The sequence below is a fragment of the Bradyrhizobium elkanii USDA 76 genome (genome assembly GCF_023278185.1).
Classification (GTDB): domain Bacteria; phylum Pseudomonadota; class Alphaproteobacteria; order Rhizobiales; family Xanthobacteraceae; genus Bradyrhizobium; species Bradyrhizobium elkanii.
In genome coordinates this window covers 4,761,866-4,778,740 of the sequence record NZ_CP066356.1, presented here as the reverse complement: position 1 = coordinate 4,778,740, position 16,875 = coordinate 4,761,866, and the positions used below count along the sequence as shown (strand labels likewise).

Below are 16,875 nucleotides of genomic sequence, written 5' to 3'. Positions count from 1 at the left end.
GGCTGCGTGCTCGCTGTAAGAACGGACATTACGAAGTCTGGATGCCGGTCATGGCTGCGCCTTCGGCGCGCCGCCCGACTGTTCGCCCCCTGCTGCCGGCGCGGGCGCCGGTCCGGTCTGCCCCTTCTGATCGCCTTCGCTATGTTCGTGCCGGCCGCGATGCTCGCCGTCCTTGCCTTGCCAGTCCTTCTTGCCGTCCTTGCCCTGCCCTTCGCCTTGACCAGCGCCTTGCGCCCCGCGCTTGCCGTCAGGGTTGCGGCTGCGCTTGCGCGGCGCGAGATCGGCGGCCGGCGGCCCGTCATCCTTGCCGACCACGACCTTCGCGCCATCGGCGAGATTGGCAAAGCCCGTCGTCACGACCCGGTCCGACGTGGTCAGGCCGCTGGCGATGACGGCCTCATGCTCGTTCTGCTGGGTGACCGTGACCGGCTTGGCGGTGACGATGTCGCCCTCGCCGATCACGTAGCTGAAGGTGCCGGCCGGACCGCGCTGTACCGCCGAGGTCGGCACCACGATCGCCTGCGGCAGGGTCTCGACCTTGAGCCGCACATTGACGAACTGGCCGGGCCAGAGCTGGTAGCTGGTGTTGGGGAATTCGGCCTTCAGCTTCAGCGTGCCGGTGGTCGGATCGACCTGGTTGTCGATGCCGGTCAGCTTGCCGGTATCGATCACGGTGACGCCGTCATTGCCGAACACATCGACCGCGAGCTGGCCCTTCGCCGCCGCGGCGTTGACGCGCATGATCTGCTGCTGCGGCAGGCTGAACCACACGGCGATCGGCTGCAGCTGGGTCAGGATCACGAGCCCGGTGGTGTCGGAGGCGTGGATGATGTTGCCTTGGTCGACCTGGCGCAAGCCGGCGCGCCCGGAGATCGGCGCCACGATCTTGGTGTAGCCCAGCGTGGCTCGCATGTTGTCGATCTGGGCCTGATCGGCCTTGATGATGGCCTGCTGCTGCGCCACCAGCGCGCGTTGTGTATCGGCCTGCTGCTTGGAGCCCGCGTTGCTGGCGGCGAGCTGCTCGTAGCGGGCAAGGTCTATCTTCTGATTGGCGAGCAGCGCTTCGTCCTTGGCCTTCGTGGCCACCGCCTGGTCGTATTGCGCCTGATAGATCGCAGGATCGATCTCGCCGAGCACGTCACCCTTCTTGACGTCCTGCCCCTCGACGAAATTCACCGCGATCAGCTTGCCGTCGACCTGGGAACGCACGGTAACCGTGTTCAACGCCCTCACTGAGCCGACGCCGTCGAGATAGACCGGCACGTCCTGCACATGCGGCGTGGCCGCAAGCACCGGCACCGGCAGGTCGGGCCGCCCGCCCGCGCCGCGCCCGCCGCCTCCATTTTGCTTGGGCTGGAAGGCGAGCCAGCCGAGATAGCCGAGCCCGCCCAGAATCACGAGCGTGATCAGCAGGGACACCATGCGCCCGAGCAGGCGCGAGAGAAGGCTCCGCTTGCGCGGCGCCGTGCGTTTCTCGTCGTCCGTCGAGTCGGGCTTAAAGAGCATCGACCGGTCTTTCCATCTTCGGTTCCCAGCCGCCCCCCAAGGCCTGATACAGGCTCACGATCGCCAATAGCCGGGCCAGTTGGGCCTGCGAATAGGCATCTTCCGCCTGGAACAAAGTCAGCTGCGTGTTTAGCACAGTTACGATATCGGCGGTGCCGGCCTTGAGCTGCTGCTCGGCGAGGTCGAAGGCGCGCCGCGACGACGACAGCACGTCCCGCTGCAGCTGCAGTCGCCGCGTGGTCTCGCGGATCGCGACCAGCGCGTTGTCGACGTCGGTGAACGACTGCACCACCGTCTTGCGGTAGGTCTGCAGCAACTCGTCCTGCTTCGCCTTGGTGTATTCGAAATTGCCGAGGATCCGGCCGCCGTCGAAAATCGGCTGGGTCATGCTGCCGACCAAGTTGAAAAAGGCGGCATGCGGCTGGAACAGCGAGACCAGCGCCTGGCTCTGGTAGCCGCCCGTTCCGGTCAGCTGGATGCTCGGGAAGAACTGCGCCCGCGCGCTGCCGACATTGGCGGTGGCGGATGAGAGCTGCGCTTCCTGCCGGCGGATATCGGGACGCTGGGTCAGCAATTCAGACGGCAGGCCCGGCGTGACGCGCGGGATCGCAACGGCGTTGAGCGAGCCGCCGGAGACGCGCACGCTTTCCGGCGGCCGCGACACCAGCACCGCGAGCGCGTTGATATTCTGGGCGAGCGTCTGCCGCAGCGGCGGCACCAGCGCGCGCTGGTTGGCGAGCACGCTCTCCTGCTGCGCGACGTCGAGATCGGAGCCGGTGCCGGCCTTGAAGCGCTCCTTGATCGCATTGAGGATGCGCTCGGCGCTGGCGATGTTGCTCTGCGCGGTGCGAAGCCGGTCCTGCGTCGCCAGCACGGTGAAATAAGCATTGGCGACGCTCGCCAGCGCGGTCAGCGCCACCACCTCGCGGTCGAACCGGTTGGCGACGGCGGTCTCCTCCGCCGCCTGCGCGGCGTCGCGGTTCTGGCCCCAGAAGTCGAGCTGATAGCTGGCGCTCAGCGAGGCGTTGTAGTTCACCACCTCGCGCCCGCCATTGGTGAGGCCGCTGGCGCTGGAGCCGGAGGTGCGCGAGTAGGTTTCCGATCCGTTGAGATTGAGGGTCGGCAGCAGCGCCGCGCCGGCCTGCCGCGCCAGCGCGTCGGCCTGGCGGAAGCGTGCAACCGCAGCCGCGATGTCGAGGTTGACGGTCTGCGCCTCCTCCATCAGCTGCGTCAGCTCCCTGGAGCGGAAGCCCCGCCACCAATCGAGCGTCGGAAGCGCATCGCCCGGCCGGCCGAGCCGCGCGGCCTTGTAGCCCTGTGGCACGTCGAGCGCCGGATCAGGGATGTCCTGGGTCAGAATGCAGCCGGCAGAACCAACGGCCAGGCCGAGCGCAACGAGCGAGCGTCCCGCGAGCCGGCGCGCGCGGACGGCGAGGCCGAACCGGCCTCCAGGCACCATCACGGACACGGGCTGGGTCACACCCATTCTCCGCCGAAGCCAGACTTCGCCTGTGGCGCACGAATGACGCGTTCAGCGATGGTCTGGGTGACGTTCACGGGGGTATGCTTCCAATGGAACCTGCCTGTCCCATCCTACCCTTGGGACAATGGGGCGGACAGCCCCGTCACGATTGCGTGGCGTCGCATCGCAAGCGATTCGTGGCTACCTTGAATGCCGACTTTTCCCTATTTTTTACGGCATTTCCGCGCGTTTCGGACCCGTGCCGGAAGTCACGATTCTTACAAAGATTTCATGGGGATTTTTCGGCTCCTGTTGCATTTGATCCCAAGATGTGCCGGCGCGGCGCCAAACTCGCGCCACCGCGCACCGCGCCGTCAGGCCTTGATTGGCCGAGAGCGCGCACCTCGTGCGAAACCGCGGACCACAGGATGATTCTGCTGGCCAACCCGACCGCCGCACAACGGCGTTCTCCCCGAGCCCGTCCCATCCGCGCGTGCGACGTCAAACCCGTTGAACCCGTGTCTTGCCGCAGTGCAAAAGCCCTTCCCTTTTTCGATCAGCACACTAGGTTCGCCAAGCAAGACACAGACCGGCAAAGAAATTCCCCGACATGATATTCAACAAAGACGTCATCGAAGCGATCGGCAACACCCCCCTCATCAAGCTGAAACGCGCGTCCGAACTGACCGGCTGCACCATTCTCGGCAAGGCCGAATTCATGAACCCGGGCCAGTCGGTGAAGGATCGTGCCGGCAAATGGATGATCCTGGAGGCCGAGAGGCGCGGCGCGCTGAAGCCCGGCGGCCTCGTGGTCGAGTCGACCGCAGGCAATACCGGGATCGGGCTCGCGGTCGTAGCGAGTGCGCGCGGCTACCGCACCCTGATCGTCATTCCGGAGACGCAGAGCCAGGAAAAGAAGGACATGCTGCGGCTGTGCGGTGCCGAACTCGTCGAGGCGCCGGCGCTGCCCTTCGCCAATCCGAACAACTATCAGCATCTCGGCAAGCGTCTTGCCGAGCAGCTGCGCAAGACCGAACCGAACGGCGTGCTGTTCGCCGACCAGTGGAACAACCTCGACAATCCCAAGGCGCATTACGACTCGACCGGACCGGAAATCTGGCAGCAGACCGACGGCAAGGTCGACGGATTCATCTGTTCGGTCGGCACCGGCGGCACGCTTGCCGGCGTCAGCCGCTACCTGAAGGAAAAGAACCCGGCCATCGTCACCGCCTGCGCCGATCCGCACGGCTTCGGGATGTACGAACTGTTCAAGAATGGACAGGTCAAATCGACGCCGGGCGACTCGATCACTGAAGGCATCGGGCTCGGACGCGTCACGCCTGTGGTCGAGACGGCGAAGGTCGACACCGCGTTCCTGATCTCCGACGAGGAAGCCGTGACCATCATCTATGACCTTCTGGAGCACGAAGGCCTGTGCCTCGGCGGCTCGACCGGCGTCAACATCGCCGGCGCGATCCAGCTCGCCAAGCAGCTCGGCCCCGGCAAGACCATCGTCACAATTCTCTGCGATTCCGGCAACCGCTATCAGTCCAAGCTGTTCAACCCGGCCTTCATGCGCTCGAAGAATCTGCCGGTCCCGGAATGGCTGGAAAAGCGCAGCAACATCGAGCTGCCGCTGGTCTGAGGGAGCGAATGGCGTCCCGCAGACGTCATTGCGAGGAGCTATTGCGACGAAGCAATCCATGCTTCCGATGCGGAAGATTGGATTGCTTCGCGGAGCCTGTCATCCGGCGGCGCTTTGCGTCGACTGGGTGGCTCGCAATGACCGCAGAAATCACCGCAATATCTGGCTCAGGAACAGCTTCGACCGCGCATGCTGCGGGTTGGCGAAGAATTCCTGCGGCGTGTTCGATTCGATGATCTGGCCCGCGTCCATGAACACGACGCGGTTGGCGACCTCGCGGGCAAAGCCCATTTCATGGGTGACGACCAGCATGGTCATGCCCTCCTTGGCAAGATCGACCATGGTGTCGAGCACTTCCTTGACCATCTCCGGGTCGAGCGCCGAGGTCGGCTCGTCGAACAGCATCACCTTCGGATTCATGGTCAGTGCACGGGCAATCGCAACGCGCTGCTGCTGACCGCCCGACATCTGGCCTGGAAACTTGTTGGCCTGATGCGGGATCTTGACCCGCTCGAGGAACTTCATCGCGGTGGCCTCGGCATCCTTCTTCGGGATGTTGCGCACCCAGATCGGCGCCAGCGTGCAATTGTCGAGCACGGTGAGATGCGGGAACAGGTTGAAGCTCTGGAACACCATGCCGACCTCGCGGCGGACCTCGTCGACACGGCGAAGGCTCGGGCCGAGGTCGATACCGTCGACCACGATCTCGCCCTCCTGGAACTCCTCCAGCGCGTTGATGCAGCGGATCAGGGTCGACTTGCCCGAACCGGACGGGCCGCAGATCACGATGCGCTCGCCCTTGCCGACCTCCAGGTTGATGTCGCGCAGCACGTGGAAGTCGCCGTACCATTTGTTGAGAGCAGAAATGTTGACGATCGGGGTTGTGGACATGGTGACCTTGTTCAGTGGCGGCGGTGAGCGTTGAGCCGGTTTTCGACGAACAGCGAGTAGCGCGACATTCCAAAGCAGAACACGAAGTAGATCATTCCAGCGAAAGCGAAGCCGGTAAAGGCCGTGGTCGGCGTCGACCAGGTCGGATCGGAGAACGTCGCATGCAACGACCCCAGGAGGTCGAACAGCGCGACGATCGAAACCAGCGAGGTGTCCTTGAACAGCGCGATGAAGCTGTTGACGAGACCCGGAATGACGTGGCGCAGCGCCTGCGGCATCACGATCAGCGACGTGGTCTTCCACCAGGACAGACCGAGCGCGCTCGCCGCCTCGCCCTGCCCGCGCGGGATCGCGGCAAGGCCGCCGCGCACCACCTCGGCCTGGTAGGCGCCGGCAAACAGCGCGATGCCGATCAGCGCGCGGACCAGCCCGTCGACGTTGAAATTGCCCGGCAGGAACAGCGGCAGCATGTAGGTTGCGAAGAACAGCACCGTGATCAGCGGCACGCCGCGCCAGAACTCGATGAAGGCGATCGAGAAGATCCGGATCAGCGGAATGGTCGAGCGGCGGCCCAGCGCCAGCGCGATCCCGATCGGCATCGAGGTAACGATGCCGGTGACCGACACCACCAGCGTCACCAGAAGGCCGCCCCACAGCCTGGTGTCGACGATGGGCAGTCCGCCGCGGTCGAGCCCCATCAGCTTGATCACGATCGCGATGCCGGCAAAGCTTGCGAGACTCCCCAGCAGCGCCCGTTGTCCGGTTCGCATGCCGCCGCCGAGGAAAAACAGGATCAGCGAGACGATCGCCGTAGTGAGCAGGAAGTCGAACCACAACGGCTGGCTCGACATCTGGAGCTGCTCGCGCAGCGAGGTCAGCGGAAAGATCAGCCAGCCGATCAGGCTGCCGACGAGCACGATGATCTTGCCGACGGCCCACAGCAGCGGCCCGATCGCCGAATTCCGGCTGAGATTGACCAGCACCTGCCCCGCATTGACGATGCTGTCGTCGAACAGCTGCAACAGGCTCGCGACCCAGCTGACGCCGAAACCGGCTAGTCCGCCGCCGCGCAGCAGGAAGAAGGCGACCGCCGGAAACGCGAAGAAGAACAGGCCCGCATTCAGGCCCTTCGTCGGCAGGCGCGGAATAAGGAGTGGCAGCAACAGGACGGCCGCGAGGACGAAGGTCAGGTTGACGCGCCAGCGCTCGGCTTCCGGATAGAAGCCATAGATCAGCTGGGTGAGCTTGGCCTGGATGTAGGGCCAGCAGGCGCCGACCTGACGGCCGGCGGTCTCGGCGAGGCATGCATTGCGGTCCTTGCCGCTCCAGACCGCATCGACCAGCAGGAACCTGAATGCGGGAACGATCGTGTACCAGAGCAGCCCCAGCGCCAGGATCGTCAGCAGGATGTTGGTCGGCGAATTCAAGAGCCGCGTGCGGATGAAACCGACGAGGCCGGTGGTCTTCACCGGCGCCCGGCGTTCGGGCACCAGGTCCTGCCTAACAAAGGATGACGCGGTGACGTCGGTCATGCCCCAAGGCTCCGGTTGATGCGCCAGCCATAGACGCTCATGATCGCGCTGGTGACCAGCGAAATCAGCAGGTACACGCCCATGGTGATGGCGATGATCTCGATCGCCTGGCCGGTCTGGCTCAGCGTCGTGCCGGCAAATACCGAGACCAGGTCGGGATAGCCGATCGCGACCGCCAGCGACGAATTCTTGGTCAGGTTGAGATACTGGTTGGTCAGCGGCGGAACGATGACGCGCATCGCCTGGGGTACGACGATCAGCCGCAAGGTGGTGCCGCGCGACAGGCCGAGCGACGAGCCGGCTTCCATCTGTCCCTTATGGACCGACAGAATTCCGGCGCGGACGATCTCGGCGATGAAGGCCGCCGTATAGGTCGATAGCGCGACCACCAGCGCAACCAGCTCCGGAATGACCCGTGCGCCGCCGGCGAAGTTGAAGCCCTTGAGTTGCGGCAGCTCGAAGGTCATGGGCAAGCCGAACACCAGCGTCGTCACCAGCGGCAATCCGGCCAGCAGGCCGAGCACATAGGGCCAGATCCGGATCGCCTGCCCGCGTTGAAACAGCGCCCGCCTTGCGTAGCCGCGCAGCGCCAGCGCGCCTGCGATGGCGATCGCGAGCGCGATCAGAAACGGATCAAGCCCGGCCTCGCCGATCGGCCGCGGGATCACCAGCCCGCGATTGGAGAGGAAGAAGGCGTTGAACAGCGAGATGCTCTGGCGCGGCCCCGGCAGCGCCGCCAGCACCGCAAGGTACCAGAACAATAGCTGGAACAGCAGCGGCAGATTGCGGACGATCTCGACATAGATCTCGCCGAGCCGCGCCAGCAGCCAGTTCGGCGACAGCCGGCACAGCGCCACGATGAAGCCGATGATGGTGGCGAAGACGATGCCAATGCCCGCAACCAGCAGCGTGTTGAACAGGCCGACAAAGAACACCCGCGTGTAGGTGTCCGATCCCGAATACGGGATCAGGTTCAGGCTGACATCGAAGCCCGCATTGTTTTTGAGAAAGCCGAACCCGGAGGCAATGCGCTGCGTCTCCAGGTTGGCGCGGGCATTGGCCACGATCTCATAGGCGACCCAGGCCAACACCGCCGCGAACACGATCTGCACGGCAAGGCCAGTCCAGCCGGACTGGCCGCCGAGCGCGCGCTTCAGGCGGAAGATGAACTGCGGCGGTGGTTTTCGGGGCTCGGTCGTCATCGCCGCAGCCGCCTCGTCGCCGATCAGCGGATCGGAGGCGCGTACTGGATGCCGCCCTTGTTCCAGAGATTGTTGAGCCCGCGTGCGATCTGCAGCTTCGATCCGGCGCCGACGTTGCGATCGTACATCTCGCCGTAATTGCCGACGGCCTTGATGATGCGGGAGAACCAGTCCTTGGTCAGGCCGAGCTGCTCACCGAGATTGCCGTCGGTGCCGAAGGCGCGCTTGAGGTCGGGCTTGTCCGACTTGGCCATCTCGTCGACGTTCTTCTGGGTGACGCCGAGTTCCTCGGCATTGATCTGGGCGAACAGCGCCCACTTCACGATGTCGAACCACTGGTCGTCGCCATGGCGAACCATCGGGCCGAGCGGCTCCTTGGAGATGATCTCGGGCAGCACGACGTGGTCGGCCGGGTTGGCGAGTTTCAGCCGCTGCGCATAGAGCTGGGACACGTCGGAGGTGAACACGTCGCAGCGGCCGGTCTCGTAGGCCTTCACGGTCTCGTCGGCGCCGGCGAACGCGATCACCTCGTACTTCATGTTGTTGCCCTTGAAGTAGTCGGCGAGGTTCTGCTCGGTCGTGGTGCCGGTCTGCACGCAGACCGACGCGCTGTTCAACTCCAGCGCCGAGTTCACTTTCAGCGACTTCTTCACCAGAAAGCCCTGCCCGTCATAATAGGTCACGCCGGTGAAGTTGGCGCCGAGCGAGGTATCGCGCGACAGCGTCCAGGTGGTGTTGCGCGACAGCACGTCGATCTCGCCCGACTGCAGCGCGGTGAAGCGGTCCTTGGCCGACAGCGGCACGAACTTGACCTTGGACGGATCGTCGAAGATCGCCGCCGCGAGGCCACGGCAGATGTCGACGTCGATGCCGGTCCAGTTCCCCTTGTCGTCCGGCGACGAGAAGCCCGGCAGGCCGCCGCTGACGCCGCAGGACAGCTGGCCTCGGTCCTTGACCGTCTTGAGGGTTTGCGCCGAGGCGGCCTGGACCGACAGGGCGGCGGCAGCGGCAAGGGTGACAGCCAAGGATACGCGTTTCATGGGCGGGGCCTTTCAGGGTCGTCCGGTGGACGTTTGCTTTGTGATCGCCTCGCGTTCACGGGCCATCCCAATGATCCCTTGCAGCAAAAATGCCGCTTTGACCGGCAGTTTGACCTGCAAACCGGTCGGGCAACGGATCGTAGGTCGCGGCAGGCCCCTCAACGTGCGGCGACTGGTAGTTGCGCCGCATCACATAGCGACTGACGAGCCGGGTCAAGGGGTTGACGCATGTCTTCTGCCTCTTGTTAGTAACACCTCCCTGCCCGGCCCTGTCTTCCCGACGCGGCACGGCTGCGGCAACAAGTCTAAAGTCTAACGGCAGCGCTCCATGACCTCCTCCGACGGCTCCACGCCCTCCCACCCGCAACAGGCCGCGACCCGTCTGGTCACGGCCGGCCGCGACACCAAGGCCCAGAAGGGCTTTGTCAATCCGCCGGTGTTTCACGGCTCGACCGTGCTCTATCCGACCGCGGAGGACCTCCACGCCCATCGCGCCGAATTTACCTATGGGCGCCATGGCAGCCCGACCACGCGGGCGCTGCAGGACGTGCTGATGGCACTGGAAGGCCCGCAATGCGCCGGCGTCGGCCTTGCCCCGTCGGGACTGGCGGCGATCAGCACCACGCTGCTTGCCGTGCTGAAGGCCGGCGAACACCTCCTGGTGTGCGACAATGCCTATCGGCCGACCCGCAATTTCTGCGACAACATGCTCAAGCGCTACGGCATCGAGACCAGCTATTTCGATCCGCTGGTCGACGCCGGCATCGAGACGCTGTTCAAGCCGAACACCCGCGCGGTGCTGATCGAAGCGCCCGGCTCGCAGACGTTCGAGATGCCGGACGTGCGGGCGATATCGGCCGTGGCGCACGCCCGCGGCGCGCTCATGATCGACGACAACACCTGGGCGACGCCGCTCTATCACCGCTCGCTCGAACAGGGCGTCGACATCAGCATGCAGGCCGCCACCAAATATATCGGCGGCCACTCCGACATCATGTTCGGCACCATCGCAGCCAATGCGAAAGCCTGGCCGCTGATCCAGGAGGCGATCCGCCTGCTCGGCGTCTGCGCCGGCCCCGACGACGTCTATCTCGCGCTGCGCGGGGTTCGCACGCTATCGGTGCGGCTTGCGCAGCACCACCGCTCCGGACTCGAGATCGCGCGCTGGCTCAGCGCGCGGCCCGAGGTCGATCGCGTGCTGCACCCTGCCCTCGACACCGATCCCGGGCACGCGATCTGGAAACGCGACTTCACCGGCGCCTCCGGGCTGTTCAGCATCGTGCTGAAGCCGGTGCCGCAGACCGCGGTCGATGCAATGCTGAACGCGCTCACCCTGTTCGGCATGGGCTTTTCCTGGGGCGGCTTCGAAAGCCTCGCGATCCCGTTCGACTGCAGCGACTATCGCACCGCGACCAAATGGTCGCCGGGCGGGCCGACGCTGCGGCTGCATATCGGGCTCGAGAATCTCGACGACCTCAAGGCCGATCTCGACCGTGGATTTGCCGCGCTGAAGGCCGCGCTCTGATCCGTACGCGCGGGCTTGCGCGTAGGCGACATTAACCACGGCCGACCGGCCGTGACGCCGCGTTGCGGCCCCCACGTCGCACACGTTGCGCGCGCACGATCTCCGGGATTCTGCGGAGATGCGACAGCATCGATAACTCGCCGTTCACCATCCCCACCAATCCCTTAATTGTCCGGACCTTCCATCAAGTTCCCTTATACTTTTGCGGCCGTAGTGATGCTCCCGGGAAGGGCTGTCAGTGCCGCAAGGACGCGATTGCCCTGTGTGAAGGGCATTCAGACAATCGCATGAAAACGGCACGCATCGTGGTCCTCGGCATCGCCGGCGTCGCAGGCCTCGCGGCCATGTATCTGGCGAGCGTTGGCGATCGCAAACCGGCGCCGGTCGCGCCGCCCGTCGCGCAACTGCCGACCGTCGAAGTGCTGGTCGCAAAGTCCGACATCGGACTCGGTCAATCGGTCAAGGCCGAAGACATCCAGTGGCAGCGCTGGCCGGCTGAAACTGCAAGCAGCGCGTTCATCCGTCACGACGCCAACGCCAATGCCATGAATGACGTTATCGGTTCGATCGCACGCGCGCCCTTCATCGTCGGCGAGCCGATCCGCGAGCAAAAGCTGGTCAAGGCCAATGGAAGCGGCTTCATGGCCGCGATCCTGCCCTCCGGCATGCGCGCGATCTCCACCGAAATCTCGCCGGAGACCGGCGCCGGCGGCTTCATTCTGCCGAACGACCGCGTCGATGTGATCCTGTCGCGTCGCGACAAGAATCCCGATCAGCAAGGCGGCCGCGATATCGTCACCACTGAAATCCTGCTGTCCAACGTCCGCGTGCTGGCGATCGACCAGGCGCCGAAGGAGAAGGACGGCAACAACTCCCTCGTCGGCAAGACCGTGACCCTCGAGCTCAAGCCCGAGCAGGCCGAGACGCTGGCGCGCGCCCGGCAGAGCGGCACGCTGGCGCTGGCGCTGCGCAGCATCGCCGACGTCAACGAGCAGACCGACGAGACCAGAGACCATGCCCCGAAGCGGGGCGAGAGCATCAAGGTGGTGCGCTTCGGCATCCCGAGCTCTCTGACGACACAGAAGTGATGGGGGCTTCGATATGACGACGGGTGCGAAACAAATGGCGACGTCGACCACGCTGGTCCGCGCGCTGTCATTGTCGGCGATCACTGCGCTGATGCTGATCCCTGCCCTTGCCAGCGCGACCGATCCCGACAAGAACGCAGATGTCGCGGTGACGAGCAGCATCGCCGCCAAGACGCGTTCCGTCTCGCTCGGCGTTGGCAAGTCGGTAGTGGTCGATCTGCCGCGCGAGGCCAAGGACGTTCTCGTCGCCGATCCCAAGATCGCCAACGCCGTGATCCGCTCGGCGCAGCGCGCCTATATCATCGGCGCGGCGGTCGGCCAGACCAACGTGGTGTTCTTCGACGCCGACGGCAACCAGGTCGCCTCCTACGACATCGCGATCAAGCGCGACCTCAACGGCATGCGCGCCGCGCTGAAGCAGATGCTGCCCGGCGTCCAGATCGAGGGCGTCGGCGACAGCGTCGTCCTGACCGGCACGGTGGCAAGCCCGGTCGAGGCCCAGCAGGCCGGCGACATCGCCGCCAAACTGGTCGGCAGCGCCGACAAGGTCGTCAATTCCATCGTGGTCCGCGGCCGCGACCAGGTGATGCTGAAAGTCACCGTCGCCGAGGTCCGCCGGGACGTCGTCAAGCAGCTCGGCGTCGACCTCAGCGCCAACATGAACTACGGAACCGCCGCGGTGGTCTTCAACAACGCCAACGCCTTCACCGCCAATAACGGTGCGCTCGCCCCCAACAACGGGCTGACGGGCGCAGCCCTGAACAAGCTCGGCGTGCCGACGGTCACGGCGACGCTGCGCGCGATGGAGAGCGCGGGCGTGGTCAAGACGCTGGCCGAACCCAACCTCACCGCGATCTCCGGCGAGTCGGCGACCTTCATTTCGGGCGGCGAGTTTCCGATTCCGACCGGCGTTACCTGCCAGACGACGACGTCGGGCACGATCGGCAATTGCGTTCAGACCGTCAGCTTCAAGAAATTCGGCATCTCGCTCAACTTCACTCCGGTGGTGCTGACCGAGGGCCGGATCAGCCTCAAGGTGATGACCGAGGTCTCCGAAGTCTCGATGGAAAACGCCCTGACCGGCGGCCAGAACGGCACGACCATTCCCTCGATCAAGACCCGCCGCGCCGACACCACGCTGGAGGTGCCCTCCGGCGGCTCGATCGCGATGGCCGGCTTGATCCAGGAGCAAACCAAGCAGGCCATCAACGGCATGCCTGGCGTCGACCAGATCCCGATCCTCGGCCAGCTCTTCAGGAGCCAGGACTTCGTCAACAACGAGACCGAGCTCATGGTCATCGTGACGCCCTACGTGGTGCGCGCTGTTGCACAGAAGGAGCTGTCCCGTCCCGACGACGGATTTGCCCCGGCTTCCGACGCGCAGTCGGCGCTGCTGGCGCGCGTCAATCGCATCTACGGCGTTGCCGCCCGCGGCGAGCCGATCGGCGCCACGCCGGTCAATTTCGGCTTCATCATCGACTGAGGCGCGGACCTGAAGGGGTTGGGGGATCCTATGATGACACGCAACACACAAGCCGGTCGTGCCAGGACGCTGTCGCTGTTCGGCGCCCTCGTCGTCAGCGCGATCGCGCTCGGCGGCTGCAATCTGACGAGCGATGTCGTCACCGGCACGGTGCCGGACGACTACCGGCAGCGGCATCCGATCGCCGTCACCGAAGGCGAGCAATCGATCGTCGTCTTCGTCGGCCGTGCCCGCGGCAACCTCACCGAAACGCAGCGCGACGACGTCATGGGGCTGGCGCGCACCTGGCGCCGCGAAGGCACCGGCGCGATTGCGATCGACGTGCCGGCCGACAGCTCGAACGCGCGCTCGGCACAGGCGGTGTATCAGGAGATCCGCGGCCTGCTGGCGTCGATGGGCGTGCCCGCCCATGCCATCACCAAGCGCCCCTATCTCGACGATCCGCGCGCGCTTCCGACCATTCGGCTGAGTTATCCGAAGATGGCCGCCGTCGCCGGTCCCTGCGGAGTGTGGCCGAGCGACCTCGGTCCCTCGATCTACAATCCGAGCTACAACCAGAACAAGCAGTACGACAATTTCGGCTGCGCCACGCAGCGTAACCTTGCCGCGATGGTCGCCAATCCGTCCGACCTCGAACAGCCGCGAACCGAGACCGCAGCCTATACGCCGCGCCGTTCGATCGCGTTCGACAAATACCGCAAGGGTGAGTCGACCGCGACCGCCTACCCCGAAGCCGAGAAAGCCAAGCTGAGCGACGCCGCGAAATGACCGAACAGCAAGACGAGCCGCAGCACGCCAACGACTACATCGCGCCGGCGCCGCGGATTTCCGTGCAGGCGTTCTGCGCCAGCGTCGCGACCGCCGCGAACGCGCGCGCGGCTGCCGACGACCGCCGGCTCGCCAAGGCTCATCTCTCCGTCCATATGGGCGGCATCGCCGCAGCGATCGACGCCTACCACAAGGCGCCGACGCCCAACGTCATCATGCTGGAGACCGAGCCGGATCACGATTTCCTCGCAGGTCTCGACGAGCTCGCCACGGTCTGCGATCCCGGCACCCGCGTCGTGGTGCTCGGCACGCCCGGCGAGACTGCGCCGTATCGCGAATTGGTCCGGCGCGGCGTCAACGACTACGTCATCGGGCCGGTCAAGGTGCTCGACATCGTGCGCTCGATCTGCAGCCTGTTCTCGGCCTCCGAAGCGGTCTCGGTCGGCCGCCTGATCGCGGTCGCGGGCGCCAAGGGCGGCGTCGGCGCCTCGACCATTGCCCACAATGTCGCCTGGACCATCGCGCGCGACCTCGGGCTGGACTCGGTCGTCGTCGATCTCGACCTCGCCTTCGGTACCGCCGGCCTGGACTACAATCAGGACCCGGTGCAGGGCATTGCCAACGCCGTGTTCTCGCCCGAACGTCCGGACTCTGCCTTCATGGAGCGCCTGCTCGCAAAGTGCGGCGATCATCTCAGCCTGCTGGCGGCGCCGGCCACCCTCGACCAGGTCTACGATTTCGGCGCCGAGGCGTTCGATGCCATCTTCGATACGATGCGCATGACGACGTCCTGCATCGTGCTCGACGTGCCGCATCAATGGACCGCCTGGACCAAACGCGTGCTCGTCGGTGCCGACGATATCCTGATCGTGGCCGAGCCCGACCTCGCCAACATGCGCAACACCAAGAACATGATGAACCTGTTGAGGACCGCGCGTCCGAACGACCGCCCGCCGCTCTACTGCCTGAACCAGGTCGGCATGTCGAAGCGCCCCGAGATCGAGGTCAAGGATTTCGCCAAGACGATCGAGAGCCAGCCGATCGCGGCCATCCCGTTCGACTGCAGGCTGTTCGGTGAAGCCGCCAACAATGGCCAGATGATCGCGGAGGTCTCCGCGCGTCACCGCACCACAAGGACTTTCCTGCAGATCGCGCAGCGCCTTACCGGCCGTCCCGATCTCGCCGAAGCCCGCGAGTCGTTCCTGTCGCCGATCCTCAAGAAGCTGCAGTCACGGCGAAACGACGGGCGCCGGGCCGCCGGCTAGCGTCCCGCTAGCGCCCTAGTCGCGGCGACTGGCTGCGACCGGGATCTTGTCGGGGTCGGCGCGGCTCGCATCCCTGCGCGCCAACAGCCGCTTCAGCGCGGCGACGTTGGCTGAGCCCTGCTCCGCCGGCAAATCGGCTTTCATGATGGTTTCCGCCTCGGACTGACGGCCCTGCAAGCCAACCACGACAGCGAGATTGGTTCGCACCCGCATGTCGCCGGGGGCGCGCTCCCGGGCACGGCGCAGCGTCTCCTCGGCCTTCGGCAGGTCCTTCGACAGCAGGTAGGACAGCCCGATATTGGAGAGCACTGACGGATCGTCCGGCACGATCTTCAGCGCACTCGCATAATACTGCCGCGCCTCGTCGTGGCGATCGAGCTGGTCGAGCACGGCGCCCTGCGCCGACAGGATGCGCCAGTCCGGATCTTCCGGGGTATGCGCGCGCCCGAGCACGTCGAATGCCTGCTGGAAATTGCCGTTGTCGGCGAGCGCCCGTCCGTAACCTGCGAGCAGCGCCTTGTTGCTGGGTTGCGCCAGCACCGCCTGCTCCATGACGGCGACCGCCTGGGCCCGCTGGCCGGTGGCGCGCAGCGCCCGGGCGTATTTCAGCGCGGCGTCGGTGTCTTTCGGATTGGCGCGGACGCGCTCGTGGTAGGTCGCGATGTCGCGCCGCGGATCGGCCGGGGCCGGCGTGGCCTCCGCCGTCTCGCCCAATGAGCCCGTGATGTCAGACGGGCCGGAGGTTTGACAGGCAGACAACCCGATCAACAGGATCGCGGCAGAAACCGTACCCGCGAGACGGCGCGCGCGGCCTGAGGGTCGGGGTAATTTCTCAAACATAAAGCGAGACTCGGAACGGCGAAGGTTCCGGGATGCTCACAGCTTAACCCTAAGGTCCGGTTAAGGATGCCATCATGTCGCCGTCATCCGGCCCAGATCCGGTGCCGGACGCCTGGCGAGAAAGCAGCCAAAAGGCAGATTCAGTCGACGAACTGGGCGCCGAACTCGTGCCCGATCTGCCACGCCAGCCGGCACTGACGCGGACTACCGGTCGACAGGATGATGGTGAATTCCGGCGGGATCTCCAGATATTCGGCGATCACCTTGACGCCGCCGGCCGAAATATCGGTGATCATGCAGTCGCGTGGCAACGACCCTGTGCCCAGCTGAATTTTGGCGACGCTCCGGCACGGGCGGCGTTCGCTCTTGCGGCGATTCATAAACATTCTGATCCCCAAGCCTTTCTGGGCAACTTCCTGGCCTATCGTCATACCCGGGAAAGATTGGAAACTGCCTAGCGGAACCCATCGCAATTGAGCGGTCGCGTTCGAGATTCGTTTACCCGGAGGCGCCCTCGCCGGGCCCCACAAGCCTTTATCAATCAAAGATTGTATAGTTTAGGAATGACGCTACAGGTCGCATAAGGCCATCCCGATGGGCCGATCCACTCAGCAGCGCGCGTCGCTCC

At 65.2% G+C, this 16,875-nt stretch carries 14 protein-coding genes; 6 read left to right on the top strand and 8 right to left on the bottom strand.

Going from position 1 to position 16,875, the window contains the following annotated elements:
- Positions 1–48 precede the first annotated feature (48 nt).
- Positions 49–1,506, bottom strand: a complete 1,458-nt coding sequence (locus JEY66_RS23300; RefSeq protein WP_016842110.1) for an efflux RND transporter periplasmic adaptor subunit — start codon at positions 1,504–1,506, stop codon at positions 49–51.
- Entirely contained in the window at positions 1,496–2,992 is a 1,497-nt protein-coding gene (locus JEY66_RS23295) for an efflux transporter outer membrane subunit (protein WP_018271712.1), read from the bottom strand. The genes JEY66_RS23300 and JEY66_RS23295 overlap by 11 nt, the downstream gene beginning before the upstream one ends.
- Positions 2,993–3,578: 586 nt before the next feature.
- On the opposite strand from JEY66_RS23295, the gene JEY66_RS23290 reads away from it, so the two are divergent.
- The gene (locus JEY66_RS23290; RefSeq protein WP_016842113.1) at positions 3,579–4,613 is read left to right on the top strand and encodes a cysteine synthase A; all 1,035 of its coding nucleotides are present in this window, start codon (positions 3,579–3,581) and stop codon (positions 4,611–4,613) included.
- 150 nt (positions 4,614–4,763) lie between these two features.
- Here JEY66_RS23290 and JEY66_RS23285 read toward each other — a convergent pair whose 3' ends face one another.
- Genes JEY66_RS23285 through JEY66_RS23270 form a run of 4 tightly spaced genes read right to left on the bottom strand, consistent with a single transcriptional unit; the run spans position 4,764 to position 9,278 of the window.
- Positions 4,764–5,504 (bottom strand): amino acid ABC transporter ATP-binding protein, encoded by a 741-nt coding sequence (locus tag JEY66_RS23285; RefSeq protein WP_018271713.1) that lies wholly within the window; start codon positions 5,502–5,504, stop codon positions 4,764–4,766.
- A gap of 11 nt (positions 5,505–5,515) precedes the next feature.
- The gene (locus tag JEY66_RS23280) at positions 5,516–7,036 is read right to left on the bottom strand and encodes an amino acid ABC transporter permease (protein ID WP_018271714.1); all 1,521 of its coding nucleotides are present in this window, start codon (positions 7,034–7,036) and stop codon (positions 5,516–5,518) included.
- Positions 7,033–8,238, bottom strand: a complete 1,206-nt coding sequence (locus JEY66_RS23275) for an amino acid ABC transporter permease (RefSeq protein WP_016842114.1) — start codon at positions 8,236–8,238, stop codon at positions 7,033–7,035. Before JEY66_RS23275 ends, JEY66_RS23280 begins: the two co-directional genes overlap by 4 nt.
- A gap of 23 nt (positions 8,239–8,261) precedes the next feature.
- Positions 8,262–9,278 (bottom strand): amino acid ABC transporter substrate-binding protein, encoded by a 1,017-nt coding sequence (locus tag JEY66_RS23270; RefSeq protein ID WP_018271715.1) that lies wholly within the window; start codon positions 9,276–9,278, stop codon positions 8,262–8,264.
- Between the two features lie 328 nt (positions 9,279–9,606).
- Between JEY66_RS23270 and metC the strand changes: the two genes are divergently transcribed.
- The 5 genes from metC to JEY66_RS23245 all read left to right on the top strand — a co-directional run bounded on the left by metC (position 9,607) and on the right by JEY66_RS23245 (position 15,407).
- Positions 9,607–10,803, top strand: coding sequence for a cystathionine beta-lyase (metC, locus tag JEY66_RS23265; protein ID WP_018271716.1), 1,197 nt, complete (start codon positions 9,607–9,609; stop codon positions 10,801–10,803).
- A gap of 287 nt (positions 10,804–11,090) precedes the next feature.
- Positions 11,091–11,891, top strand: a complete 801-nt coding sequence (cpaB, locus tag JEY66_RS23260) for a Flp pilus assembly protein CpaB (RefSeq protein WP_016842117.1) — start codon at positions 11,091–11,093, stop codon at positions 11,889–11,891.
- A 34-nt stretch (positions 11,892–11,925) separates the two neighbouring features.
- Positions 11,926–13,374 carry a type II and III secretion system protein family protein gene (locus JEY66_RS23255; RefSeq protein WP_018271717.1) on the top strand — a complete coding sequence of 483 codons (1,449 nt, stop codon included), beginning with the start codon at positions 11,926–11,928 and terminating at the stop codon, positions 13,372–13,374.
- Between the two features lie 30 nt (positions 13,375–13,404).
- Positions 13,405–14,142 carry a CpaD family pilus assembly protein gene (locus JEY66_RS23250; protein ID WP_018271718.1) on the top strand — a complete coding sequence of 246 codons (738 nt, stop codon included), beginning with the start codon at positions 13,405–13,407 and terminating at the stop codon, positions 14,140–14,142.
- Entirely contained in the window at positions 14,139–15,407 is a 1,269-nt protein-coding gene (locus tag JEY66_RS23245; RefSeq protein WP_018271719.1) for a CpaE/TadZ family protein, read from the top strand. The genes JEY66_RS23250 and JEY66_RS23245 overlap by 4 nt, the downstream gene beginning before the upstream one ends.
- 15 nt (positions 15,408–15,422) lie before the next feature.
- Here the strand turns inward: JEY66_RS23245 and JEY66_RS23240 are convergent, their stop codons facing one another.
- On the bottom strand, positions 15,423–16,121 hold the full coding sequence (locus tag JEY66_RS23240; protein ID WP_018271720.1) for a tetratricopeptide repeat protein: 699 nt from the start codon (positions 16,119–16,121) through the stop codon (positions 15,423–15,425).
- Positions 16,122–16,387: 266 nt separating this feature from the next.
- A complete protein-coding gene (locus JEY66_RS23235) occupies positions 16,388–16,633 on the bottom strand; it encodes a PilZ domain-containing protein (RefSeq protein WP_026192789.1) in 246 nt (81 codons plus the stop codon).
- Positions 16,634–16,875: the final 242 nt, after the last annotated feature.

Bases quoted from the DNA above. Each gene is read 5' to 3' on its own strand.
- cpaB (WP_016842117.1), top strand. From the start codon at position 11,091: ATGAAAACGGCACGCATCGTGGTCCTCGGCATCGCCGGCGTCGCAGGC.
- JEY66_RS23270 (WP_018271715.1), bottom strand. From the start codon at position 9,278: ATGAAACGCGTATCCTTGGCTGTCACCCTTGCCGCTGCCGCCGCCCTG.
- JEY66_RS23300 (WP_016842110.1), bottom strand. From the start codon at position 1,506: ATGCTCTTTAAGCCCGACTCGACGGACGACGAGAAACGCACGGCGCCG.
- metC (WP_018271716.1), top strand. From the start codon at position 9,607: ATGACCTCCTCCGACGGCTCCACGCCCTCCCACCCGCAACAGGCCGCG.
- JEY66_RS23290 (WP_016842113.1), top strand. From the start codon at position 3,579: ATGATATTCAACAAAGACGTCATCGAAGCGATCGGCAACACCCCCCTC.
- JEY66_RS23285 (WP_018271713.1), bottom strand. From the start codon at position 5,504: ATGTCCACAACCCCGATCGTCAACATTTCTGCTCTCAACAAATGGTAC.
- JEY66_RS23250 (WP_018271718.1), top strand. From the start codon at position 13,405: ATGATGACACGCAACACACAAGCCGGTCGTGCCAGGACGCTGTCGCTG.
- JEY66_RS23295 (WP_018271712.1), bottom strand. From the start codon at position 2,992: ATGGGTGTGACCCAGCCCGTGTCCGTGATGGTGCCTGGAGGCCGGTTC.
- JEY66_RS23255 (WP_018271717.1), top strand. From the start codon at position 11,926: ATGGCGACGTCGACCACGCTGGTCCGCGCGCTGTCATTGTCGGCGATC.
- JEY66_RS23245 (WP_018271719.1), top strand. From the start codon at position 14,139: ATGACCGAACAGCAAGACGAGCCGCAGCACGCCAACGACTACATCGCG.
- JEY66_RS23275 (WP_016842114.1), bottom strand. From the start codon at position 8,238: ATGACGACCGAGCCCCGAAAACCACCGCCGCAGTTCATCTTCCGCCTG.
- JEY66_RS23280 (WP_018271714.1), bottom strand. From the start codon at position 7,036: ATGACCGACGTCACCGCGTCATCCTTTGTTAGGCAGGACCTGGTGCCC.
- JEY66_RS23235 (WP_026192789.1), bottom strand. From the start codon at position 16,633: ATGTTTATGAATCGCCGCAAGAGCGAACGCCGCCCGTGCCGGAGCGTC.